This is a genomic window from Ethanoligenens harbinense YUAN-3, from assembly GCF_000178115.2.
Lineage (GTDB): Bacteria > Bacillota > Clostridia > Oscillospirales > Ethanoligenentaceae > Ethanoligenens > Ethanoligenens harbinense.
On sequence record NC_014828.1, the window covers coordinates 47,367 to 69,968 of the forward strand.

The window sequence follows — 22,602 nt, forward strand, 5'->3', positions numbered from 1 at the left end:
CCCAATATACAAGACAGGCGGCACAGAAAGAACGTCAAGTCCTTTCTGTGCCGCCTGTTGTTCGGATAAAAGAAAAACTCACTCGACGGGAGGTTTACGCGGCAGCATGCCGCCCACAGCGTCGATATCTCCGGTCATCAGAGCGACCGCGCCCCGGTAGACGGTGGCGGGGTCGTGCAGAAACTGCTGCCGCACCGCTTCCGCCTGTGCGCGGTCGGGCACCAGCAGCGAAATGGAGAGCAGCGTGTCTTCCCCATCCAGCACTGTGCAGCGCACGGCGAACCCGGCGCCGGAGGGCGTGATCTCCACTTTGTTTTCCGCATCGCGCTTCTGGCGCGCCAGAAGCCGCACACCCGCGCGCACCGCTTTTTCCCGCACGGAGAGGGGCAGGCGGCGTTCAAACATATCCGCCGTGCCCGCGCCCAGCCGCGTGGCTTTATATGCCTTTTCGCCGTCCTGTTCCACCTGGTCGACATGGCCGGAGAGCAGCAGAGCGTGAAGCGCGTCCGCCAAAGTGAAGTAATTGACCAGGCCGTCCTGCTGGAGCGCTTCGGCCAGTGTCTGGAGCGGAAGGGGCTGTTTCAGGTTTTTCAGCAGATAGCAGATGAGGATCTTGACGTCGTCCGCATCCCGCAGGCCGCCGGGGTCCACTCCGCCGCCAAACGCACCGTTTTCCACGATCATCCCTCCGTTTTGAAAGCAGCTTTGCCCAAACGCCCCGGAACCAATCCGGCTGCGTCTGTCCTAAATGTAACATAAAAGGGGAAGAATGAAAAGCCCCGACCCGCAGGTTTCTCAACACGCGCATAGATCTCCTTGACTGGTGAAAAAAACCGTTTTATACTGAAAAAAGCAAATAAGCAAAATGTTTTGCACACTTTTTATTGAACGGCTGTGCGCAGTGAAGAAATAAGGGCATCACCCCCCGCGGTTTTCCGCGTGTTTTCGTATGAGATATCATCTCCCTTCTTTATTTCACTCCCTTTCTCATATATACTTTGACATTTTGAGAGTGATATTTTATGAATGTATTATCGCTGATCTCTTTTTTTAATTGCATTGGCTTTTCTTGTTTTGCAATCTGCATAGCAAAGTCCGAAGCGACTGGCGGTGAACGCCGGTCGGGGACGCTGATCAATATCAGTGCGGCCGTGTGGGCGTTCGCGTATACGTTTTTCTATAGCGCCGCCGATCAACATGCGGCGTGGTTCTGGCTGAAAGTCGGCGCTTTGGGCTGGTGCACCCTTCCCTGTTTCTCCACATATTATTATGTGCAGCTCTCCGAGGCGGATAAACATTTGGGAAAAGGCTGGCGGAACCTGCTGTTTTTTCTGTTCCCCGCCGTTTTGACCCTGAGCAATTTGCTTTCGACGAAAACCTCCGTTGCTTACGCTCTGGTGGAAAGCGACAGCGGGTGGGGATGGACTTATGTCAATTCGCCGGACTCGATCCGGCTGTGGGTGTATATTGCCTATCTCCTGTTTTATTTCGGCGTCGGTTTTTATCTGGTTTTCCGTTGGGGAAAGCGGAAGAAGCTGATTTATTTTAAGCGGCAGGCCAACCTGATCGTTTATATATTCGGGCTGATCGTGGTGCTCGGCTTGTTTTCCGATTTGGTTCTGCCGCTGTTTTCTCATTTCTTCCCGCCTCCGGCCGTTCTGTTTCTGATCGTGGTGCTTTATGGAGACTGGGTGATCACGGCCCGGTTGAATTTTCTGGCGGTCTCCGATCAGATCAAATCCCGATTGATGCTGGAGACCATCACGGACGCGGTTCTTGCCGTCAACAGAAGAGGGGGCATCATCAGAGCCAATCGGGCCGCATCCGATCTGTTCGGCATTCCGGCTCAAACGTTGATCGGCCGGTGCATACGCACATTTTTGGCCGACCCCTTGGTGCTTTCAAAAAATCTTCAGAATCTTGTGGATAAGCACACCCGGAAGGACATGGACATCAAGATCAGAAACGTGGATGGGCGCGTCATCCCAACAGTCGTTTCCGCTTCCATTGCAGAAAACAGCGCCCACGGATTTTTAGGGGTTGTGCTGTCTTTCCACGACATTTCCAGGCAAAAAGAAATGGAGAATGCACTGAGAGACGGGCAGGAACGATATAAGTCCCTGGCGTCTGATTACTATCATCTTGCCAATTATGATGTGTTGACCGGCCTTGCAAACAGAAGGCATTTTTTTGAGCAGGTCGGTCGGTTGCAATTCGAAAGTGGCCTGAGCAGTGCGGGGATCGCACTGATTTTTATGGATCTGAACGGTTTCAAAAAAATCAACGACCAATACGGGCACGCAATAGGCGACCAGTTGCTGGTCGAGGCATCAAAAAGGCTCCGTGCCTGCAGGGGAGAAAAAGATATCCTGGCACGGATGGGCGGCGACGAGTTTGTTCTTCTTCTTGTCGACGCGGATATCCATGGGGCCGGAGAAAGAATCGGGCAAATCCGAATGCAGTTTCAAAAACCCATCGTTTTGGGCGCCGTGGAGCACATGGTCGGCATTGCGGCCGGATTTTCCGTATGCCTGAAAAAGCGGCTCGAAAAGGATGATATCAGCTTTCTGCTGCGCGAAGCGGACGAAGCGATGTACAAAGACAAGCAGATGCAGAAGCATTCCGGATGAAGATTCCGGAAGAGGCCGGGTGCCATTTCACCCGATGGTTTTCTTTGCCGGAAAGTTGGCCGGTGCGGCCCGTTTTTTGTCTCCTTTTGCCGGACATATCATGTAGGCCCACACATGCGGGAATGAAAAATTCCGGGTTGCACTTGCCAACCGGGAAAACGTGTGTTATAATTGGGAAAAATCCAAATGTCTTTGGGGCGGGGTGCAATTCCCCACCGGCGGTTATGCGGCCTTTGCGCCGACGAGCCCGCGAGCAGTTTTTGTTGACACGGTGCGATTCCGTGGCCGACGGTACAGTCCGGATGAAAAAAGACGCATGCACTGCGAAATGGCCCCGGGTATTGTTATATCCCGGGGCTTTCTTGGTTTTCTGCGCGTCCCACAACGAGAAGGGGAGCTTTTTCATGTACACACGACAGCAGAAGACCCTGCGAATGATTATATTGGGGTTGCTGGCCGCCATCTCCATCGTCCTGTATTATTACGAGGTGCCGTTTTTTTCAAACTATCTGAAATTGGATTTCAGCGACCTGCCCGCGGCGGTTGCCGCTATTCTGTTCGGCCCGCTGGCCGGGATCGTGGTTGAGTTGATCAAAAACCTCATCTTTTTTCTTACGCGCGATATCGGCGTGACGATGGGTTATGGCTCGCTGATCAATTTCATTGTGGGCACGGCGCTGGTTGTCCCGCTCTCGTTGGTCGTCCGTGCGTGGATACACCGGGGGCATAAATGGCTGACCGCCATCCTTTTGGGAGGGATCGCCGGGCTGGCGTCCATGGTCGCGGTTGGCGTGGTTGCCAATTATCTGATTGCACCGCCCTTTTTCCTGCATGTGCTGCACATTCCGCTGGGTGGCACGGCGCTTTGGGCCGCCATTGGTTCGGCCACGATCCTCAATCTGGTGAAGCCGGTATTGACGGCGGCCGTGCTGATTCCGGTGATGGCTGCGGTGCAGAAAAACACGCATGCCCTGAAGGTGTGAGCGCTGGATGCCGATATCGTTTCTCCAGAAGTTTTCCACTCTTTTGCATGTCTGTGGTTGATTTTTTTGCCGCCTGTGGTATAGTGGTACCAGTACATATACATATGGGATATGCGGGCGAAAGCAGACAAACACAGCGAACCCTGCGGTTGGCGGCGGTCCTGTTTTTCTGATGCCTACGGCAGCCTTGGGGTGTGATACGGTGTTTGAACACCATCAGGCCGCGATCGAAGCGGCCACAAAAGAATTGTCCACGTGGGACGAAGTGCTGGGCGTCATCATCTATGGATCGGTGGCGCATGGCTTTGCACTGGAAAATTCGGATGTTGACATCAAGATCGTTTGCACCGACGATTTTTTCACTGCCAAAGAGCATATGGGCAATGTCAGTTATTTCGACCGGGATGCCACCCCGTATGAGGGCGGCTATGTGGACGGTGAGTTTATCACACCGATGCATATTGAGCGGATCGCCGCGGACGGCAGCGAATCCGCCCGGTTCGACTTTCAGGATGCCATTGTTACCTTCGACCGTCAGGGCGGGCTGGAAGATCTGGTGCGGGGAGCCGCCCGTTACCCGGTGGAGCAGAAGCGCCGGAAAATGGTTCGGTTTTACGCGCAGTTTTCCGCGTGGAAAGCGCATTATTACGAGGCGCTGCGTCGGGATAATCACTATTTGGCGCATCTTTCGGCGCTGCAGTTCGCGCTGTATGCCGGGCGGCTGTTTCTCGCCTATAACGAGACGCTGTTTCCGGGGCACAAGTGGTTTTTGCAGGTGCTTTCGGGCGTGCCGCAGAAGCCCGCGGGGCTGATGCGCTGCCTGAACACGCTGGTTGACCAGAAACGCGCGGAAGATGTGGAACGGTTGTACAACATGGTGTCGGATTTTGCCTGTTGGCCGCACGATTCCAGCCAGGACCGGCAGTTTCTGTGGGATGTCCGTATGGGACGTATCGAAGATTTTCCGTTCGCGGCGGACTGACTGTGCGCGCGGACGTTTGAACAGAATGGAAAAGCAGGCAACCGGATAAACGGCTGCCTGCTTTTTTAGGATGCGGTTTCCGGGTCTTGTTTGGCAAATGCAAGCGCTGCAGCGGGGAACGGCCCCAGCGCCCGCTCCAGAATGCCCTGCACATAGGCGATCAGCATGCCGTAATTGGTCACATCCACGCCGTGGGCCTGCGCATAGTGGATACGGTACTGCATTTCCCGGCGGGTGAGCATGCAGCCGCCGCAGTGTACCACCACGGCATACTGCTCCATGTTGCGCGGAAAATCCAGACCGGATGTCCAGTCGAACTGTACGTCTCCCCCCACCAGTCGGCGGATCCAGCGCGGGATCTTTACCTTGCCGATGTCGTCCGACTGCCGGTGGTGGGTACAGCCCTCCGCGATGAGCACCCGCTCGCCCGGTTTCAGCGAGGCGATGCGTCGCACGCCCTTGGTTAATGCCGCGAGGTCGCCTTTCTGGCGGGCAAACAGGATGGAAAACGAGGTGAGCGGGATGTCCGCCGGTGTGTCCGCCGACACTTTGAGAAACGCCTGCGAGTCGGTGATGACCGCGGCGGGTTTCTGCCGCAGGTTTTCGAGCGTGTAGCGCAGTTCCTGCTCTTTGGTTACCACGGCGATGGCGTCGCGCTCCAGGATGTCGCGGATGGTTTGCTGTTGAGGCAGAATCAGGCGGCCCTTCGGCGCGGCTTTGTCGATGGGCGTCACCAGCACGGCGGTCTGCCCTTCTCCGACCAGCCCGCTGGTCAGGCCAAGCTCCTCCGTGTCCGGCAAGACGGTGCGCGCCAGCAGTTCCCGCAGGGCGGGCACGCCCTCCCCTGTTTTGGCGCTCACCGCGGCGGTGGGAGCTGCGGCAGCCGCTTTCAGCGCGTCCAGTTCGTCCGTACTCACCGCGTGCGTATCACATTTGTTGAGCACCACCACGAACGGTACCCGCCGTTTGCGCAATTCTCCGATGAACGCCGTCTCAAAGTTGCCGACACCGTCCGCCGCGTCCGCCACCAGCACGGCGAGGTCGGTGCGCCGCAGTTCTTCATAGGCTTTTTCCACCCGCAGGCCGCCCAGCTCGCCGGTGTCGTCCAGGCCGGCGGTGTCGGTTAGCAGCACCGGCCCGAGCGGCAGGATCTCCATTGTTTTATGCACGGGGTCGGTGGTGGTGCCGGGCACGTCGGACGTGACGGCGACCGGCTGCCCGGCGATAGCATTGAGCAGTGAGGATTTACCCGCGTTGCGCCGCCCGAAAAAGGCGATGTGCGTGCGGTTGGCGATGGGTGTGGTGTCCATGAAAATCTCCTTGTCTGACGGGCGGACGCGGCGATCAGGCGTCCGGGTCGTTCTGATAATAGTTCACCGCGCCGGAAAGCGGAAAGAATGTGCCCGGCTGTCCCTCAAGGAGCAGCCCGGCTTTGCCGGAATGTGGATAAAACGCCACGTCGGCGGCAGCGGTCGTGTCGCAGTCCAGATACACCAGCGGCTCCGTATCGGAGGTGTTCCATAGCCGGTGCGCGCCGCTTTCCCCGCAGGGAAACACCAGCACGTCCCCCGCCGCCACGGTTTTCTCACCGTCCGGCGTTTCCAGACGCCCGCATCCGGAGATGATGTAAAATACTTCCGTGATGTTCATGTGGTAATGGTAAGGAAAAGCCGCTTTGTGCGGCGGCACTTCCATAATGGCGACGGTGCACCGGTTTTCGGCGCGTTTGGGTACGATGAGGTGCTTGTCAAAGGTATAGGCGCCGTGTTCTTCATGCCGGGCGGGTGTGTGCTCCCGGTTGGCGATCACGATTTTTTCCAAGTTCGACAGCTCCTTTCGGGGCAGCACGTTTTATCCGCGCCCGGAGGTCATGGCAATGGGGTCGAGCAGGCGGTCGATCTCTTCCGGGGTGAAGCGGCCGTCTTCCAGCAGCGCCTGTCTCACGGTCTTGCCGGTGTGCAGGCAGTCTTTGGCAATCCGGGAGGCCGCGTCGTAGCCGATATGGTCGATGAGCGCCGCCGCGAGCGAAGGGCTTTGCTCCGCCAGTGCCGCGCAGCGTGCGCGGTCGGGTTCGATGCCCGCCACGCATTTTTTGGTAAAGATGAAGACGGCCTGCCGCATCAGGTCGAGCATTTCGAGCAAATTTTTGGCGATGAGCGGCAGAAAGGCGTTCAGCTCCAGATTGCCCGCCTGCGCCGCCAGCGTCACAGCCAGATCGTCCGCCATGATCTGATAGGCCGCCTGTGTCACCGCCTCGGGGATAACGGGGTTGACCTTGCCGGGCATGATGGAGGAGCCAGCCTGCATCGCGGGCAGGTGGATCTCTCCGAATCCTGCGCGCGGTCCGGAGGAAAGCAGCCGCAGGTCGCCCGCAATTTTGGCGAGGTTCACCGCCGCGGCCTTTAAAAGGCCGGAGACTTCCGCAAATACGTCGCAGTTCTGCGTGGGGTCGATGGGGTCTTCCGCGCGGGCGAGGCCCAGCCCGGTCAGCTCCCGCAGGTGCTCCGCCGCCGCGAAGACATAGGCGCGCGGGGCGTTTAAACCCGTGCCCACCGCCGTGCCGCCCAGATTGACCTGCCGCAGGCGTTCTTCTACTTTGTACAGCCGCCAGCGGTCGCGTGCAACCGCCTGTGCCCACGCGCCGAATTCCTGCCCCAGTGTGATGGGCACGGCGTCCTGCAATTCGGTGCGGCCGATTTTCAGCACGCAGGAAAATGCTTCTTCTTTTTCCTGCAAGGCGGTTTGCAGACGGGCGAAGCCTTCGCTTACCGGTTTGAGCATGCGGATGGCCGCCACCCGCACCGCCGTGGGGAATACGTCGTTGGTGGATTGCGAGCGGTTGACGTCGTCGATGGGGTGCACCAGCGTATAGTCGCCCTTTTTCCCGCCCAACAGCTCGATGGCCCGGTTGGCGATCACTTCGTTGGCGTTCATGTTGGCGGAGGTGCCCGCCCCGCCTTGCAGCGCGTCGGTGATAAACTGGTCGGAAAACCCGCCCGCGGCGATCTCCGCGCAGGCTTTTTCGATGGCTTCCGCCTTTTCCGGCGGAAGCAGGCCGGCGTCCCGGTTGGCTCGCGCGGCCGCCTGCTTTACCATCGCCAGCGCCTTCACCAGTTCAGGGTGCAGCCGCCGCCCGGAAAGCGGAAAATTCTCCCGCGCTCTGGCGCTGTGGACACCGTAATAGGCGTCGTCGTCTATCTGATAACTTCCCAGCAGATCCCGTTCCGTCCTCATGCGCGCGCCGCCTTTTCCACCCGGTCGGCGTGGTCGCCGCGCCCGAAGTCGGGGATAAAGCCCGCCGAAGCAATGCGCCGCGAGAGGCATTGCAGGCATTCCGCCGCTTCTTCCCCGGTGCAGATTTTGTTGTCGTACAGCATGTAGTCCTTGCGGTGGGTCACGGGCGAGAGGTTGGGCATCACTACGTTTGCCCCGGCCCGCAGGCCCTTTTCACGTCCCAGCGGGTCCACGGTGCCCAGCGCCGTGGTGGCGGGCAGCAGCACCTTCGGCAGCATCAGCCGCAGCAGCGAAAGGAGCACCAGCGTGAAATCCGCCGTGGGGGTGGGCAGACCGGCATAACGCGTGTCGTGGTGCGGCACGAACGGTCCGATGCCCACCATATGCGGCTGCAACTCGCGCAGAAACAGGAAATCTTCTGCGAGGGTCTCGTCGGTCTGTCCCGGTGATTCCACCATGAAGCCCGCCCCCACCTGGTAACCGATGGCCCGCAGGTCATACAGGCACTGCTTGCGGTGTGCGAGCGAGAGCTCCGGCGGGTGCAGCAGCCGGTAATGCGCGTCATTTGCCGTTTCGTGCCGAAGCAGAAAGCGGTCGGCCCCCGCGTCATAATACCGCTTGTAGCTTTCAAAAGATTTTTCCCCGATGGAAAGGGTAACGGCGCAGTCGGCGTGGCGTTCCTTCAGGCCGCTCACGATCTCGCAGATGCGCGCGTCGGTATACCACGGGTCTTCCCCGCCCTGCAAAACGAAGGTGCGGAAGCCGAGCGCATAGCCTTTGGCGGCGCAGGCCCAGATTTCCTCCGCAGTCAGGCGGTAGTGGCGGGCGTTCCGGTTCCCGGCGCGGATACCGCAGTAATAGCAGTCGTTTTTGCAGTAGCTGGTGAACTCGATCAGCCCGCGAAAATAGACGTTTTTCCCATAATATGGCCGTCTGGCTGCATCGGCCGCGTTAAACAGCGCGGCGCGCTCCGTTTCCCCGGCCAGCCGGGCTTTGGCGATGAGCGCCGCCAGCGCCGGTTTATCGCCGTGGCGTACAATGTCCGTGCATTCCGCTGCATGCAGCATATAGGGACCCTCCGTAGAACGCCGCGTAGCGGCATGGTGTGCTGTTTCCCTTGATTATAACATGCCGCCCGCAAAAACAAAAGCCCGGCCTGCGATGCCGGTTTTGCAGAAAATAGCCGCAAAACGCCGCGGCGCTTGAAAAGCGTCCGGTGCGCGTTTATAATGGAACTGTGATAGCAGAGGCTGCGGCATGCCGCCGGGTAACGGCGTGCGCGGCCGAATTCAGTGCAGAGGATGCGAAAATACATGAGCCAGACAGTATATGTGACCGGGCACCGCAACCCGGATACCGATTCCATCTGTTCGTCTCTCAGCTATGCCGCGCTCAAGCGCGCGCTGGGCATGAACGCCGTCGCGGCGAGACTGGGCAAGGTGAACCGCGAGACGGCGTTCATCCTGTCGCATTTTGAGGTGGACCCGCCGGAACTGCTCGCTTCAGTGCGCGGGCAGGTCGAGGATATCACGCTCGAAGAGATCAAGCCGCTCTCGCCGTCCACTGCGCTGCAAACGGCGCTTGAGGCACTCTATGCGGAAAAAAGCGGCCCGCTCCCGGTGGCGGATGCGGATGGGCGGCTGGCCGGCCTTGTGTCGGCCGGGGATATTGCCGCGCTCGCGCTCACTTATCTGAGCGGCGGGGAAGCAGACGGCACCGCGGCCGGACTGCGGCAGAAATTTCAGGGCCTGCCGGTGTCGGATGCGATGCGCACTTCCGGCTATGATGTGCTGCACCCCGCCGATTATATCAGCGACGCCCGCGCCACGCTGGAAGCCGACTCCGCCGGGCGGGTTCCGGTGGTGGACGAAACGGGCAGCTACCTTGGGTTCTGCACGCTGGCGCTGCTGGAAACCTACCGCCGCAAGCAGGTGATCCTGGTGGATCACAGCGAGCGGACGCAGACGGTGGACGGTCTGGATGAGGCCGACCTGCTCGAGATCATCGACCATCACCGCATTGGCGACATCCAGACCCCCGGACCCATCTATTTCCGCAACGAGCCGGTGGGCTGCTCGGCAACCATTGTGACCAAACTCTACGATGAAAACGGTGTCGTGCCCGAGCCGAAGATCGCGGGCTTGCTCTGCTCGGCTATCCTTTCGGATACGGTTAAGTTCAAGTCCCCTACCTGCACGCCGGTGGATAAAGCAACCGCTCTGCGCCTGGCGGACATCGCCGGCATCGACATAGACGGCTACGCCAAACAGATGTTTGAGGCGGGTGCGTCTCTGGAAGGCATGTCGCCGGATGAGATCATTCACAACGACTATAAGGAATATATCATCAGCGGCAAAAAACTGGGCATCTCGCAGGTGACCATGGCCACGCTCTCAAGCTTCGCGGGCTACCGCGAGCCGGTGCTCTTCCGCAGCGCGGAAATGCTCGAGCAGGAAGGCTATGCCGCCGTGATGGTCATTGTGACGGCCATCCTTGATGAGCAGACCGAAGTGCTGTTCAAAGAGACCGAGCCGGGTCTGGTGGCGCTGGCGTTCGGTGACACGAAAGACGACTGCAGCTTCCTGATGGAGGGTGTGGTATCCCGTAAGAAGCAGATCGTACCGCGGCTCACCCGCGCACTTTCGTAAAGTTTCCCCACCCCCTATTCGCGCAAACAGAAAAACACCTCCCCGGCATGAAGGGAGGTGTTTTTCTGTTTCTTTGGCGGCAGTGCAAAGAAACAATGGCAGATTGGGGAGGTAGTTTATAACAAGCCGGCCCCCTTGAGAAAAGGCCGAGTTATAAAGTGGAGGGAGAAGGCGCGGTTTCGCATATACAACGAAACGGACACCCATTTTATAACAAGGTGCCCGTTTTTTCAAACAAGTGAACAAAAAGGCAACCCGGCTATCATCGTGATGAAACATTAGACCCGTGGCTTTGCGTCCCCGCCTTTCGACGGGTTTGCCGATACATTTTGCAATATTTATACAATTCTCACAATTTATTATAGCATGTCAGGCAGAGGATTGCAAGTGTATTTCCGTATCTTTTTCAAGGTGTGGGAAGGGCTAAACCGAACCACCGCCACGTAAAGCGGGAGCGTTATAACGATATGCTTCTGGAAAATAGACCCGCGCAGCCGTGCAAACGCAGGTTTTGGTTCATTTTGTATGGCGCAGTCCTGCGTTTGCCGGAAAAGTGCATGCAGGTCCTGAAAAAACCATATTATATAATAAGCCCACTCTTTTTTTGAAGGAATGCATGCAAAAATAAATTGCTGTAAAATGTGGCGTATGCTATCATCTTTCTGGAAAAAAGCCACCGCTTCTATTCGGCTTCTGAAAATTTTGGTATTTGAAAGGTGATTGCATTATGGCAAGATTCACATTGCCGCGGGACATTTATTTCGGCAACAACGCGATTGAAGAACTGAGCAACCTCAAAGGCCACAAAAAAGCGTTTGTCGTTACCGGCGGTCACTCCATGCAGAAATTCGGGTTTCTCGATAAGCTGGAGGACGTGCTGAAAAAAGCGGGCTTGGAAGTGCAGCTTTTTGCGGGCGTGGAGCCCGACCCGTCTGTTGAGACCGTCTATAAGGGCGCCGAAGCCATGCGCGCTTTCCAGCCGGATGTCATCGTTGCCATCGGCGGCGGTTCTCCCATCGATGCCGCCAAGGCGATGTGGGTCTTCTATGAATATCCCGAGAAGAAATTCGACGATATCAAAGACCCGTTCTCCCTGCCCAAGCTGCGGCAGAAAGCCATCTTCGTGGCCGTGCCCTCCACCAGCGGCACCGCGACCGAAGTGACGGCTTTCTCGGTCATCACCGACTATTCCACCAAAGTCAAATACCCGCTGGCCGACTTCGAAATCACGCCGGACGTTGCGGTGCTCGACTATGCGCTGGCGCAGACCATGCCTCCCAAACTGACCGCCCACACCGGCATGGACGCCCTCACCCACGCCATTGAAGCCTATGTCGCCGTGGCGCGTTCCCCGTTCAGCGACCCACTGGCCATCAAAGCCATCCAGTGGGTCTTCGATAACCTCTCCGATTCCTACAACGGCAACAAAAAAGCGCGTGAGCGCATGCATGTGGCGCAGTGCCTGGCCGGCATGGCGTTTTCCAACGCGCTGCTGGGCATCTGCCACTCGCTGGCCCACAAGATCGGCGCGCAGTTTGATCTGCCGCATGGCCTGTGCAACGCCATCCTGCTGCCTTATGTCATCAAATACAACTCGGTCGTTTCCATGAAGGATTACGCCGACATTGCCCGCTCGCTCGGCCTGCCGGGCGGCACCGACAAGCAGCTCACCCATTCCCTCATCGAAGCGGTGAAAACCCTCAATGCCCGTGTGGGTATTCTCCCCACGCTGCGTGAAAACGGCGTGACCGACGAACTTTTCAACGCGCACATCGACTTCATCGCCGAGCAGGCCCAACTGGATCCCTGCACGGGCGCAAACCCGCGCGGCACCACGCCGGGCGAGCTGAAGAAGGTTCTGGAATGCGCGCTGGACGGCTCGCCGCTGAACTTCTAAGAAATCTCCTTGCCTCATAACCTGTCATAGATTTGTTTTCACTGCATTTTCGGCCGCGGCGTTTGCTGCGGCTGTTTCTTTTGCCCGTTCACGCGTTTCCCTGCGTCTGTCAGGTCGTCTTTCCACAAAAGACCAGGTTTTTGTTCGCCTGAACCGAAGGGGCCGCCCTGCCATGCGGAGCATGCCGGGAATACTGCAAGTATTCCTGCGTTTTTCGCGCGGCAGGGCGTTTTATCTCCCAAAGACCGGTTTGCATTTTGTTTTTAAGCAAGGTATATTTAATATGGTTTTTGGTTGCGGAAAAATGGATTTCATGATATAATGACATCATTGACAAATAATTAACAATATTATGGCAAATGGGACGGCGTGCGGTGGGCCGCCGTGCCGGAGGAATAGCGGGAATGAACACGATCATGGGACTGAGCAGGGCGGATTGCAGGGGATGTTATAAATGCATCCGCGCCTGCCCCGTCAAATCTCTTTCCTGCCTGGATGAGCAGGTGCGGGTGGTGGATGGGGAATGCATCTATTGCGGCCGCTGTCTGCTCATCTGTCCGCAGAACGCCAAATATATCCGCGACGACCTGGAAAAGGTGCGGTCCGCCATCGCTGCGGGGGAAAAGCTGTACGCGTCGGTGGAGCCGTCCTGCCAGGCCGCCTTCCCGGGGGTGGATATGGGCAAAATGGCCTCGGCGCTGAGCGCGTTGGGGTTTGTGCATGCCGAGCCGGTCACAGTGGGCGCGGCGCAGGTCACCCGCGCATATGACGCCGCCTCCGTGTCGTGGAAAGCGCCCAACCTCATCACTACCGCCTGCCCGTCCATCTATCTGCTGGTGCAGCGGCATTATCCCGAGCTGGTGGAGCAGCTGGCGCCCACGGTCAGCTTTGCCGTTGCCCATGCGCGCATTATCCGGCAGATCTACGGGCCGCGTGCGCGGGTGGTTTCCATCGGGCCCTGCATCTCGCAGAAGCATGATGCGCAGGACGGGGAGAGCGGAAATGCCCTGTATGCTTCGCTCACGTTCAGCGAGCTGGCTGCGTGGTTCGCATCCGCCGGGATTGACCCGCGGGAGATGAAACGCAAACCCATGGGCACCGTAGCGTACGACTATTTTGCCCGACCGGGCGGCGTGATCCATCACCTGGCCAAGGAAACGCGCCGCAAGTGGGAATGCGTGGCGGTGGACGGGGTGGATCGCTGCGCCGAAGTGCTGGAATCCGTCCGGAGGGACGGGCTTTCCGGTTATTTTCTGGAACTCACCGCCTGTGCGGGCGGCTGCCTGGGCGGCCCCATTCTGCGGATGATGAATGTTCCCTATCTCACGGCCAAAGATGCGCTGGTGCATGGCCCCAGGCAGGAGACGCCCGGTCCCCGCCTGCTCACACAGGGTGTGGAGGCAGACCTCAGCCGTTCGTTCCGCAAACTGGCGCCCCGCCGCTCCCCCATCCGGGAAGAAGAGATCGCGTCCGTTCTGGCCCGCATGGGCAAAACATCGGTCAAGCAGGAGCTCAACTGCGGCTGCTGTGGATACAGCACCTGCCGCGAAAAGGCCGTGGCGGTCATCCACGGCAAGGCGGATATCAGCATGTGCGTGCCGTATATGCGTGAACTGGCGGAGAGCATGTCCGCGACGGTGGTGGAAAACATCCCCACCGGCGTGCTCATCCTTAACGAGAAACTGCAGGTCGAGCATATCAACCCCGCGGCTGTAGCTCTGCTGCACGTGCGGGGCGAGATCTGCGGCCGGTCGGTGGGCGCGCTGCTGCCGAGCAACGACTTTTATCAGGTGCTGAGCACCGGGGAGAACATCCTGCACCACAAAGTGCGGTATGAGAAACCGGGCATCGTGGTTTCTCAATCGGTGGTGCGCGTACAGAGCGCCCGGACGGTGATCGTGCTGCTTGAAGACATCACCCACAAGGAGCTGGAAAGCGAAAAGCACCGTGTGATGACCGAGGAGACCGCGCAGTTCGCGCGCGAAGTGGTGGAAAAACAGATGCGGGTGGTGCAGCAGATCGCCGGGCTGCTGGGGGAAACGGCGATGGAGACCAAGCTGGCGCTCTCCAAGCTCACCAACACGCTCGTGGAACAGGCGGGTGAGGAGCATGACGCAAGCCATTGACGCCTGTGCGCAAAGCATCGCGCGGTTCGGAGAAAGCCAGATCGGTGATGCGGCCAAGCTGTTTTACGGGCAGGACTGTGTGACGGCGGTGCTGGTGGATGGCGGCGAAACGATGAGCGGCTGTGTGCTCTCCGGCATGGTGACCAGCATGTTCGGTTCGGCGCTGTCCCATCCCGTCGCGGTGGACGAAGCGGTGGCCACGGTGGCGGGCATGCTGCCGGTGAGCGGCGGCCGGGAACCGGTGTTGCTCACCGTGGCGCAGATGCGCGCGGACGGCGCCGCCTACCTTGCGCGGCTGGCCATGCCGCAGGCGGTCTTCCTGCGGCGTGGGCGGGTGCTGCCGCTCGTTTTCACGCCCCGCCGATGCGGCCCCGTTGTGCTGGAAGAGGCGCGCCTGCAACTCAAGTCCCGCGACACGCTGGTCTGCTTCGGGCATGGCGTTGCGCGTGCAGGCGAGGGCGTACCCTATGCCGCGGGTTGGGAAAACGTTTTGCTTCCCGCCTATTTGCAGGCGGCCTATACGCCGTCCGTTCCGGCCGGGAAACTGGTGGAGCTGCTGCTCGGCATTAGCTGCTCGCTCTGTGGTGAAAAGCCGCGCAGCGATCTTTCGGCCGCCGTGCTTCGCTACCGTGCCGTGCGGGAGGGATGACGATGCCCTGCTACAAAACGCTTTCGTTGGAGATCCGTGAGCCTGGGCGGCGGAAACGGGAACTGATGGATACCGCCCTGCTGTCCTATACCCGCGCGTTGGAGCAACTGCTGCGGCAGTGCCGGGAGCCGGTGCAGGCGCTGGCCCGGGGCGGCCGGCGCGTCACGCGTGCGCAGGTGCAGGCGCTGGCGGACAAGGATATGCTGCGTGCACTCAATGTTTACGGTGTGCAGCCCTTCAAGGACTCGCTCAAGCAGGATTTTGCCACTATTTTGCTCAGTTTTGCCGCGCGCTGGCAGAAGTCGGGCGGCCAGGCGGGCTATCCCTGTGTCCGCCTGGAGCCGGAGGAGGCGGATGCGCGGATCCGCGCCCTGACGGACGCTTACGATGCGGGAATGCTTTCGGCCGCAGAGATGCGCGGGCGGCTGGCGGTTGTGCTTGCGCACAGTGGGCGGGTGCATCCGCTCTATTTCGGGCGGTATGCCGCCGCGCGGGACTATTGCCTGCTCTATGATCCCGGTACCGGGCGTTTTTTCGCCAAGCTGCACCTGCTCAATGCCAAAAGCCGTTTGCCGCCGGCGCCTTTCGGGCGCGAACTGCGCGTAGTGGCGCCCGGTCTTCCGTCTGCTCAGGCAACGGACGGCCCCCGGCGGTTCATCGTGGTGCCGCTGTCGTTCGGCAAAGCGCAGCAGGAGGTGCTGCGGCAGGCTCTGGACCATCCGCAGATTCTCCGCACGGCAAGGCTGGTGCGGCACGGCGACGCATACCGTCTGGTGCTGAGCGTGGAGGTATCCTGCAATGCGTGCGTGGTGCCGCAGGCGACGATGGGCGTGGCGCGAGCAGCCGCGGCGCTGGCCTGCACGGTGTGCGGCAGGGATGGCGCCGTGCAGGGAAACGCCATGCTCTCCGCGAGAGGCGGGCAGATGCTGTTCTGCCTGGCGAAGGAGATCACTGCGCGCGCATTGGAGGCACGCGCACAGGTGGTGCTGGAAGCAAACGGCGGTCGGGGCGACGGCTTTCTCCTGCGGGATGGCGGCCGTTTCCAGCCGGAGGTGTTCCCTGCCGGGCAATATATGCGGCTGGAGCATATCCTGCGGTATAAACTCGTGGAAGCGGGGCTGCCTCCGCCTGTATGTGTCAGCGGCAGCGGCTTGAACATCACCTGCCCCCGCTGTGGGGCGGTTACCCGAAAAAACCGTCTTTCCCCGCAGATGTTCGCCTGTGTTGCCTGTGGATACGCAGCGCCCTTTCCGTTCGTGGGCAGCCGCAACCTTGCCGTCCGGCTGCAGAAATACGCGGGCAACAAGGTGCCCGTGTATGTGCGGGAGGAAAACGGCATGCGGCACTATTTCAACGACGCGCTGGGTTTTTCCTGCACGGTGCCCGCCGAGGACGGAGAGACCGTGGTGTTTTACGAGTTGAGCCTGATGGCGAAAGGCCGGCAGGAGGACTGGTGCGAAGGCAAAAAATACGCCATGCTCTGCAAACTGCGCGCGGCGGAGGATATCCGCAATGCGGTGCGCTGGGTGCCGGTGAAATGACCACCGATCAAAATGAATCAGGGTGCTTTGGCTGCCGCATCATGCGGCTGAACACGCGGCGTAGTCCCGTGCCCGGCTGCGATCCCCGCTGAGCGGGCGGGCGTTTCGCCCGAAAAGTGCAGCTATTTATATAAAGGGCCGTCCCCCTTGCGGGGACGGCCCTTTTGTGTGGATGGAGGATGTCGAAACAAGTCTTACGGCTTCGGATAATCTGCCTTCACTTTTTGGCGAATGGTCTACCGAGGGGAAAAGGGGCCGCTTGACCATCAAGCACTATTTTTGCACTATCCTTTTGAGAAGGTTCTTCCTCTTTCATGAAATGCAGTTCCGGTTGGTCGGAAGTCATGTAAAGCTCTTCGGTCTCTTGTTGGGCTTTTTGCAGAATGTCGATTGCTTTGGTAGTTGCTTAAAACAATTTTCGATACATTTCCCGGTAGTCTGCCATATATGAACATCACACCTTCTTTGAGTCTATGAATGTTTTAGCGATATATCCGCTAAAATTCAATAGCGGATATTCCGCTATTTTATAATAACCCCGAGGTGGGCGTGATGTATAAACGAATTAGAGATTTGCGAGAAGACAAAAGCCTTTCACAAACCCGGATGGCGGAAATCCTGCATTGCAGTCAGCGGGTTTACAGCAATTATGAGCGTGGAGAAGTGGACATACCGACCGGCATTTTAATCAGGCTGGCAGATTTCCACCAGACCAGTACGGATTACCTGCTGGGAAGGACAAGCGTTTCAAAACCCTATCCAAAAGGGTGATTCCCTTTATGGGGGCAAGCCATAGATTAAAATCATGCCGATGAATAAAGGAACCGCCACATTTGACAGAAGTCTTAGTAGCGGTTCCTTAGCGTAATATTGTCTATCCGGCTCCCGTTCGGTTTTGTTACTCCGGATACCACACCGCATCCCTTGAGAAATTTGGAACACTTTTCTTGCAAGTCCGCAGTATACGGTGTGCTGTTTTTGTGCCATAATGGGGCAAAGGCAAGCGCAAGGCATCGGTTTTCAGGCTGTGCGGTCGTGTTTTTTAAAAAGCCTTTTTGGACCTAAACGCGGGCCGTGCCCGCCGCCCGTTCAGGCTGAGAAGGCATTTTCCGGCCCGGCTTGCCTGCACTTAAAAAGGGTCCTCGCCCCTATTCGTAGCGGAGGGCGTCGATGGGGCGCATTTTGGAAGCCTTGTTGGCGGGATACAGCCCGAAGATCACGCCGACGGAAACGGCGAACGCCAGCGCGAGAATTGCGACCCCGGGTGTAACGCTCATCGGCACATCCATCACCTTGCCCACGATCGCGGTGCCCACGCCGCCCAGCACCAGCCCGATGACGCCGCCCGTGAGGGAGATGAGCATGGACTCGATGAGGAACTGCACCAAAATGCTGCCGCGGCCCGCGCCGATGGCCTTGCGGATGCCGATCTCGCGCGTGCGCTCGGTCACGGAAACCAGCATGATGTTCATGATGCCGATGCCGCCCACCAGCAGCGAGATGCCGGCCAGTGCCCCCAGCATGGCCGTGAGGGTGCCGGTGATGGTGTTCAGGGTGGAGAGCAGGTCGCTCTGGCTGAAGATGGTGTAGGCGCTGGTGTCCTTGGTTTTGTGGTACATAAAGGTTTCCAGCGTCTGCACGCCCTGCTGCACGCTGTCGCCGTCCTTGGCGGTGGCAAACACCTGCAGGATCTGTGTCTGGTGCAGCATACGCTGCGCGGTGGTCACCGGGATGATGATGCGGTTGTCGTTGGAGCCCATTGCGCTGCTGCCCTTGTGGGTGAGTACCCCCACGATGTCGAACGAGCGTCCCGCCACCTGCACGGTCTGTCCCACCACATTGCGGCCGCCGAAAAGCGTGTCCGCCACGTCGGTGCCGATCACGGCCACGGAGCTGCGGTTGTCCACGTCCGCCTGGATCAGGAAACGCCCGCTCTGCACCGAAAGGTCGCGGATGGCGTCATAGCCCGGCGTGGTGCCCTCGATGGAGGTGTTGATAGTGCGGGTGCCGGATTTGGCCACATACTGGGTGGATACCAGCGGCGCCACCAGCGAAAGCCCGCCGGTGTCCTGCAGGTTTTCCACGTCGTTCAAAGATATGTACACCGGCTTCTGGCCGGTGACGGCGGCTGTGAGCAGGTTTGCGCCCAGCCCCTGTATTTGCCCGGTGATCTGCGCGGTCGCGCCCTGCCCGATGGAGACCAGCATGGTCACGGCCAGCACGCCGATGATGATGCCCAGCATGGTGAGAAACGACCGCATTTTATTGGAAAAGACCGAAAGCCATGCCATGCGCATTGCCTGTGAAAAATTCATGCGGCACCTCCGTTTCGGTCGTCCGAAGTAATCAGCCCGTCGGCGATGCGCACGCGGCGCGTGGCCTCCGCGGCCACCTTGGAATCGTGCGTGATGAGCACGATGGTGTTGCCGCTCTCATGCAGTTGGTGCAGGATGGTCATCACTTCCGCGCCGGATTTGGAGTCGAGGTTGCCGGTCGGCTCGTCGGCCAAAATGATGGAGGGTTTTGCCGCAAACGCGCGGGCGATGGCCACACGCTGCTGCTGCCCGCCGCTAAGCTCCTTGGGTTTGTGGTGGATGCGTTCGCCCAGTCCTACGCGTTCAAGCGATTCCATCGCCCGCCGTCGCCGTTCCTTGGCGGGCACGCCCTGATAGATCATCGGCAGCTCCACATTCTCCAGCGCGGTGAGTTTTTGCAGCAGGTTGAACTGCTGGAAGATGAATCCGATCTTGCGGCTGCGGATGCGGCTGAGGTTCTTTTCGCTCACCTTGGTCATGTCCGTGCCGTCGAGGAAATAGTCGCCCTCGTCGGGGGTGTCCAGGCAGCCGAGGATATTCATCAGCGTGGATTTACCGCTGCCGGAGGGGCCAATGATGGCGGTAAACTCTCCGTCGGCAATGGAGATCGACACGCCGCCCAGCGCGGCCACCTCGTTGTCTCCCATCTTATAGACTTTTTTGACGTTTTTCAGTTCGATCAAGACGCCTTCCCCCCCGAAGCGGTCGAGGACGCGCCGGATGCGGCCGCGCCCGAGGAGGAACTGCTGTCACTGCTGTTTCGGTTAAGCCCGTTGATGCTGGTGCCGTTGGTGGGCGCCAGGCTGGGCAGCACCACGGTGTCTCCTTCGTTCACGCCGGAGGTGATCTCGGCCTGCGTGTCGCTGATGAGTCCCACGGAGACTTTCACCTGTGTGTCTTTGGTCGTTTTGCCGGATGTGGTGCGCACGGTGAGGTAGCGGTCCGCGCCTTTGGTCTGGAGCGCTTCCACCGGCACCAGCAGTGCGTTCTGGTTTTCACCGGTATGGATATCGGCGCTGGCGCTCATGTTGGACATCAATCCGGTGGAATCGTCCATGCTGAGGGTCACGCTGAAGTCGGTGACGCCGTTTGTGGCCACGCCCACCTGCGAAATTTTCTGCACGGTGCCTGAAAAGAGCTTGCCGGAGATCGCGTCCACGCTCACATCGGCTTTCTGGCCGGCTTTCACGCCCGCGATGTCCAGTTCGTCCACGTTGACCACCGCATTGAAGCTGGCCGCGCTCTGCACCTGACAGACCGTCATCCCCGGCTGCACCGGCGTGCCAACCGTAAGCTGGGAAAGCGCCACCACGCCGTCCATGGGGGCGGTGATGTCGGTCGTGGCGCCGGTACCGGTGGCCGTCACCTCCGCGATGTTGTCGCCGTCATTCACGGGGTCGCCATTCTGCTTGAAGATCTGCGTGACCTTGCCGGTGACGGTGCTGCTCACCGCCTGCACCGAGGTGGGCTGGATGGTGCCGGTGCCGTGCACGGTCACGGAGATGGCGCCGCGGGTCACTTTTGCCGTACGCGTCTGGGTGGAGGTGCTGGCCTTGCGGATGCCGCAGCCGCCGAGGGCGGCCGCCATCGCCGCGCAGGCAAGCAGGATCGCGGCGATGCGCAGGCGGTGGATGTTCTGTTTTTTCATGTACAAACTCCTTCGCGTGTCTTTTCATTCGGGGGACGGGTTTCTTTTTTCATCTTTTCCGTGATCTGCCTGCTTTGCGGGGCCGCGCACAAAACCGCCCGCGTTGCCCTGCGCCGCCTGTTATGCTATACTGTCCCAAAGAAGCGCCGGGGGGCATGACGGCGGTTGGCAGATATTATTTAGCCTTACTAATTATACCCCCAAATCCGGCGGGGAAAAAGACGCAATATGGATAATGCTTGTCCGTTTCGTGTGATGAAAATTGTGAATGTGTATTCGCCATGCGGCAGTTTGGAATACGGAAAGCCGCCCGGTGCCCGGAAAAGGCGCGCGGCGCGGAAGGATGGAGGGGTTTGATGAGAACGGCTCGCATAGGACTGCTGTTTGCGCTGCTGGCGGCCTGGATGCTGGCGGCTACGGGGTGCGTATCCATTCACAGGGAAAAACAGGTGACGGTGTTTGCGGATACCTCCCTCAAGCCTGTGCTGGACGCAACGGCGGCCGAGCTGCAAAAAGAGGACGGTCTCACTCTGCACATCCGGTATGACGGCACCGCCGCGCTGCAGGCGGCGGTGGATGCCGGCGCTCGTACCGATCTACTGGCGCTGGGAGGAGTTTCGGCATCGCCGCGCGGCAGCTATACGTTTGGTTCAAATGCGGTGCGCGCCCTGATGAGCGCGCACAAGGTCGATAATTATGTCAACATCGCCGTGGGGGCGGACGGCAGTGCCTATTCGGTCACCAAGCCGCTCTCCAGTAAAAACTACGCCGCCGCCCAGATGGTGGTGGATTTTCTGCTGTCCAAAAAAGGCGTGCATCTGCTCGAGCAGAGCGGATTTGTCATGGAGTGAGATGCGGCGACCGGCTGTGTGAAAACCGGCTGCGCCGCGCGCGTATGCGCTGAGGACGGCCTGAAATGAACGGCAGCGCGCGGTGCAGCGTGCGGATCTCCACCGAGCGGGTGGTTCCGCCGTATTCGCCGTCCACTGTCCAGGAGGTTTCGGTTTCAAACCGGAACGATACCGTCCGCACATGCCGGAAAATAACGAAATGATCGTCCGCTTTGCGGCGGATGAGGTTGTGCGCGATGCGGAAAAATTCCAGTGGATTTTCGGGATGACGGATGAGCATCAACTCGAACAGGCCATCGTCCAGGGAGACATCTTCGGGTTTGAACCGGAAAATACCCGATACGGAGCGGGCGTTGCTCACGCTTCCAAACAGGAAGCGCCCTTTTGCATGCAGGCCGTCATTCGTTTCCATTTCCAGCGCATACGGGTGCATCTCCGGCAGGCACCGCAGCACTTGAAGCAGATAGGCGGGATAGCCCAGCAGGTTTTTCAGCCATTGGGGCGTGGAATACGGGATGCTGGTGAAAGCGCCGAACGACGCGATATAGGAGAAATACTGCGTGCCGTTGAACAGGCCGAGATCCTGCGCGGCGGTATGACCCTGCAGCACCACGCCTGCGGCTTTGCGCACGTCGCCCGGCAGGCGCAGGGTGCGGGCCATGTCGTTGGTGGTGCCGGTGGGCAGATATCCCAGCGGCACCTGTGCAGACGCGCGCAGCATTCCGTTAACGACTTCGTGCAGTGTGCCGTCGCCGCCGCAGCAGACCACCAGATCGTAGGCGGATGCAAGTTGTTCGGCCAGTTCCGCTGCGTCGCCGGGGCGGGTGGTTGTCCGCGCGTCCACGCGGCAGCCGCTTTCTTCAAAAAGTGTGACCAGCTCGTCCGACTTGCGGCCGATATGCTGTTTGCCGGCGTTGGGGTTGAGGATAAACAGAATATTTTTCCCTGTGCGTTCTGATAACATGCGGTTCATCTCTTTTCGGTGAGGCATCCCTTTTAGTTTGACTGAAAAGCACGCGTACATACGGAATAAATAGAAAAAACAGGAAAACTTTGCGTTGCTTTCGCCATTCTTCCCAGTATAGCAGGTTCGCGGAA

The 22,602-nt window shown here is 59.2% G+C and carries 19 protein-coding genes and 2 riboswitches; of the genes, 10 read left to right on the top strand and 9 right to left on the bottom strand.

Going from position 1 to position 22,602, the window contains the following annotated elements:
• Positions 1-78: 78 nt before the first annotated feature.
• Entirely contained in the window at positions 79-678 is a 600-nt protein-coding gene (locus ETHHA_RS14175; protein WP_013484014.1) for a DUF4364 family protein, read from the bottom strand.
• Between the two features lie 344 nt (positions 679-1,022).
• Between ETHHA_RS14175 and ETHHA_RS00225 the strand changes: the two genes are divergently transcribed.
• The 3 genes from ETHHA_RS00225 to ETHHA_RS00235 all read left to right on the top strand — a co-directional run bounded on the left by ETHHA_RS00225 (position 1,023) and on the right by ETHHA_RS00235 (position 4,595).
• Positions 1,023-2,630: a GGDEF domain-containing protein gene (locus ETHHA_RS00225; RefSeq protein WP_013484015.1), complete on the top strand. Its 1,608-nt coding sequence runs from the start codon at positions 1,023-1,025 to the stop codon at positions 2,628-2,630.
• A gap of 184 nt (positions 2,631-2,814) precedes the next feature.
• Positions 2,815-2,948, top strand: a riboswitch (FMN riboswitch).
• Positions 2,949-3,034: 86 nt separating this feature from the next.
• A complete protein-coding gene (locus ETHHA_RS14180) occupies positions 3,035-3,613 on the top strand; it encodes an ECF transporter S component (protein ID WP_013484016.1) in 579 nt (192 codons plus the stop codon).
• A 202-nt stretch (positions 3,614-3,815) separates the two neighbouring features.
• A complete protein-coding gene (locus ETHHA_RS00235) occupies positions 3,816-4,595 on the top strand; it encodes a nucleotidyltransferase domain-containing protein (RefSeq protein WP_159033340.1) in 780 nt (259 codons plus the stop codon).
• 65 nt (positions 4,596-4,660) lie between these two features.
• On the opposite strand, the gene hydF is transcribed toward ETHHA_RS00235, so the two are convergent.
• Genes hydF through hydE form a run of 4 tightly spaced genes read right to left on the bottom strand, consistent with a single transcriptional unit; the run spans position 4,661 to position 8,896 of the window.
• Positions 4,661-5,905 (bottom strand): [FeFe] hydrogenase H-cluster maturation GTPase HydF, encoded by a 1,245-nt coding sequence (gene hydF, locus ETHHA_RS00240; protein WP_013484018.1) that lies wholly within the window; start codon positions 5,903-5,905, stop codon positions 4,661-4,663.
• Between the two features lie 34 nt (positions 5,906-5,939).
• Positions 5,940-6,416, bottom strand: coding sequence for a cupin domain-containing protein (locus ETHHA_RS00245; RefSeq protein ID WP_013484019.1), 477 nt, complete (start codon positions 6,414-6,416; stop codon positions 5,940-5,942).
• 30 nt (positions 6,417-6,446) lie between these two features.
• Positions 6,447-7,829: an aspartate ammonia-lyase gene (locus ETHHA_RS00250; protein ID WP_013484020.1), complete on the bottom strand. Its 1,383-nt coding sequence runs from the start codon at positions 7,827-7,829 to the stop codon at positions 6,447-6,449.
• Complete coding sequence (gene hydE, locus ETHHA_RS00255; RefSeq protein WP_013484021.1) at positions 7,826-8,896, bottom strand: [FeFe] hydrogenase H-cluster radical SAM maturase HydE; 1,071 nt, start codon at positions 8,894-8,896, stop codon at positions 7,826-7,828. The genes ETHHA_RS00250 and hydE overlap by 4 nt, the downstream gene beginning before the upstream one ends.
• Before the next feature lie 246 nt (positions 8,897-9,142).
• On the opposite strand from hydE, the gene ETHHA_RS00260 reads away from it, so the two are divergent.
• The 6 genes from ETHHA_RS00260 to ETHHA_RS14850 all read left to right on the top strand — a co-directional run bounded on the left by ETHHA_RS00260 (position 9,143) and on the right by ETHHA_RS14850 (position 17,461).
• The gene (locus ETHHA_RS00260) at positions 9,143-10,477 is read left to right on the top strand and encodes a putative manganese-dependent inorganic diphosphatase (RefSeq protein ID WP_013484022.1); all 1,335 of its coding nucleotides are present in this window, start codon (positions 9,143-9,145) and stop codon (positions 10,475-10,477) included.
• A gap of 246 nt (positions 10,478-10,723) precedes the next feature.
• A riboswitch (cyclic di-GMP riboswitch) is annotated at positions 10,724-10,808 on the bottom strand.
• Between the two features lie 396 nt (positions 10,809-11,204).
• Positions 11,205-12,374 carry an iron-containing alcohol dehydrogenase gene (locus tag ETHHA_RS00270; protein ID WP_013484023.1) on the top strand — a complete coding sequence of 390 codons (1,170 nt, stop codon included), beginning with the start codon at positions 11,205-11,207 and terminating at the stop codon, positions 12,372-12,374.
• Between the two features lie 404 nt (positions 12,375-12,778).
• On the top strand, positions 12,779-14,500 hold the full coding sequence (locus ETHHA_RS00275) for a [Fe-Fe] hydrogenase large subunit C-terminal domain-containing protein (RefSeq protein ID WP_013484024.1): 1,722 nt from the start codon (positions 12,779-12,781) through the stop codon (positions 14,498-14,500).
• Positions 14,484-15,149 carry a hypothetical protein gene (locus tag ETHHA_RS00280; RefSeq protein ID WP_013484025.1) on the top strand — a complete coding sequence of 222 codons (666 nt, stop codon included), beginning with the start codon at positions 14,484-14,486 and terminating at the stop codon, positions 15,147-15,149. Before ETHHA_RS00275 ends, ETHHA_RS00280 begins: the two co-directional genes overlap by 17 nt.
• Positions 15,150-15,151: 2 nt before the next feature.
• Positions 15,152-16,690 (top strand): transposase, encoded by a 1,539-nt coding sequence (locus ETHHA_RS00285; protein WP_013484026.1) that lies wholly within the window; start codon positions 15,152-15,154, stop codon positions 16,688-16,690.
• Positions 16,691-17,242: 552 nt separating this feature from the next.
• A complete protein-coding gene (locus ETHHA_RS14850) occupies positions 17,243-17,461 on the top strand; it encodes a helix-turn-helix domain-containing protein (protein WP_013484027.1) in 219 nt (72 codons plus the stop codon).
• A gap of 377 nt (positions 17,462-17,838) precedes the next feature.
• Here the strand turns inward: ETHHA_RS14850 and ETHHA_RS00295 are convergent, their stop codons facing one another.
• Genes ETHHA_RS00295 through ETHHA_RS00305 form a run of 3 tightly spaced genes read right to left on the bottom strand, consistent with a single transcriptional unit; the run spans position 17,839 to position 20,653 of the window.
• Positions 17,839-19,005 carry an ABC transporter permease gene (locus tag ETHHA_RS00295; RefSeq protein WP_013484028.1) on the bottom strand — a complete coding sequence of 389 codons (1,167 nt, stop codon included), beginning with the start codon at positions 19,003-19,005 and terminating at the stop codon, positions 17,839-17,841.
• Positions 19,002-19,688 carry an ABC transporter ATP-binding protein gene (locus ETHHA_RS00300; protein ID WP_013484029.1) on the bottom strand — a complete coding sequence of 229 codons (687 nt, stop codon included), beginning with the start codon at positions 19,686-19,688 and terminating at the stop codon, positions 19,002-19,004. Before ETHHA_RS00300 ends, ETHHA_RS00295 begins: the two co-directional genes overlap by 4 nt.
• A complete protein-coding gene (locus ETHHA_RS00305) occupies positions 19,685-20,653 on the bottom strand; it encodes an efflux RND transporter periplasmic adaptor subunit (RefSeq protein ID WP_013484030.1) in 969 nt (322 codons plus the stop codon). The genes ETHHA_RS00300 and ETHHA_RS00305 overlap by 4 nt, the downstream gene beginning before the upstream one ends.
• A gap of 356 nt (positions 20,654-21,009) precedes the next feature.
• Between ETHHA_RS00305 and ETHHA_RS00310 the strand changes: the two genes are divergently transcribed.
• Positions 21,010-21,504 (top strand): substrate-binding domain-containing protein, encoded by a 495-nt coding sequence (locus ETHHA_RS00310; RefSeq protein ID WP_013484031.1) that lies wholly within the window; start codon positions 21,010-21,012, stop codon positions 21,502-21,504.
• On the opposite strand, the gene ETHHA_RS00315 is transcribed toward ETHHA_RS00310, so the two are convergent.
• The gene (locus tag ETHHA_RS00315) at positions 21,494-22,468 is read right to left on the bottom strand and encodes a diacylglycerol/lipid kinase family protein (protein WP_013484032.1); all 975 of its coding nucleotides are present in this window, start codon (positions 22,466-22,468) and stop codon (positions 21,494-21,496) included. The genes ETHHA_RS00310 and ETHHA_RS00315 overlap by 11 nt on opposite strands.
• Between the last annotated feature and the right edge of the window lie 134 nt (positions 22,469-22,602).

Coding starts and splice junctions, on each gene's coding strand:
- hydE (WP_013484021.1), bottom strand. CDS start 8,896: ATGCTGCATGCAGCGGAATGCACGGACATTGTACGCCACGGCGATAAA.
- ETHHA_RS00275 (WP_013484024.1), top strand. CDS start 12,779: ATGAACACGATCATGGGACTGAGCAGGGCGGATTGCAGGGGATGTTAT.
- ETHHA_RS00295 (WP_013484028.1), bottom strand. CDS start 19,005: ATGAATTTTTCACAGGCAATGCGCATGGCATGGCTTTCGGTCTTTTCC.
- ETHHA_RS00225 (WP_013484015.1), top strand. CDS start 1,023: ATGAATGTATTATCGCTGATCTCTTTTTTTAATTGCATTGGCTTTTCT.
- ETHHA_RS00270 (WP_013484023.1), top strand. CDS start 11,205: ATGGCAAGATTCACATTGCCGCGGGACATTTATTTCGGCAACAACGCG.
- ETHHA_RS14850 (WP_013484027.1), top strand. CDS start 17,243: ATGTATAAACGAATTAGAGATTTGCGAGAAGACAAAAGCCTTTCACAA.
- ETHHA_RS00250 (WP_013484020.1), bottom strand. CDS start 7,829: ATGAGGACGGAACGGGATCTGCTGGGAAGTTATCAGATAGACGACGAC.
- ETHHA_RS00315 (WP_013484032.1), bottom strand. CDS start 22,468: ATGTTATCAGAACGCACAGGGAAAAATATTCTGTTTATCCTCAACCCC.
- ETHHA_RS00305 (WP_013484030.1), bottom strand. CDS start 20,653: ATGAAAAAACAGAACATCCACCGCCTGCGCATCGCCGCGATCCTGCTT.
- ETHHA_RS14180 (WP_013484016.1), top strand. CDS start 3,035: ATGTACACACGACAGCAGAAGACCCTGCGAATGATTATATTGGGGTTG.
- ETHHA_RS00260 (WP_013484022.1), top strand. CDS start 9,143: ATGAGCCAGACAGTATATGTGACCGGGCACCGCAACCCGGATACCGAT.
- ETHHA_RS00285 (WP_013484026.1), top strand. CDS start 15,152: ATGCCCTGCTACAAAACGCTTTCGTTGGAGATCCGTGAGCCTGGGCGG.
- hydF (WP_013484018.1), bottom strand. CDS start 5,905: ATGGACACCACACCCATCGCCAACCGCACGCACATCGCCTTTTTCGGG.
- ETHHA_RS00280 (WP_013484025.1), top strand. CDS start 14,484: ATGACGCAAGCCATTGACGCCTGTGCGCAAAGCATCGCGCGGTTCGGA.
- ETHHA_RS00310 (WP_013484031.1), top strand. CDS start 21,010: ATGAGAACGGCTCGCATAGGACTGCTGTTTGCGCTGCTGGCGGCCTGG.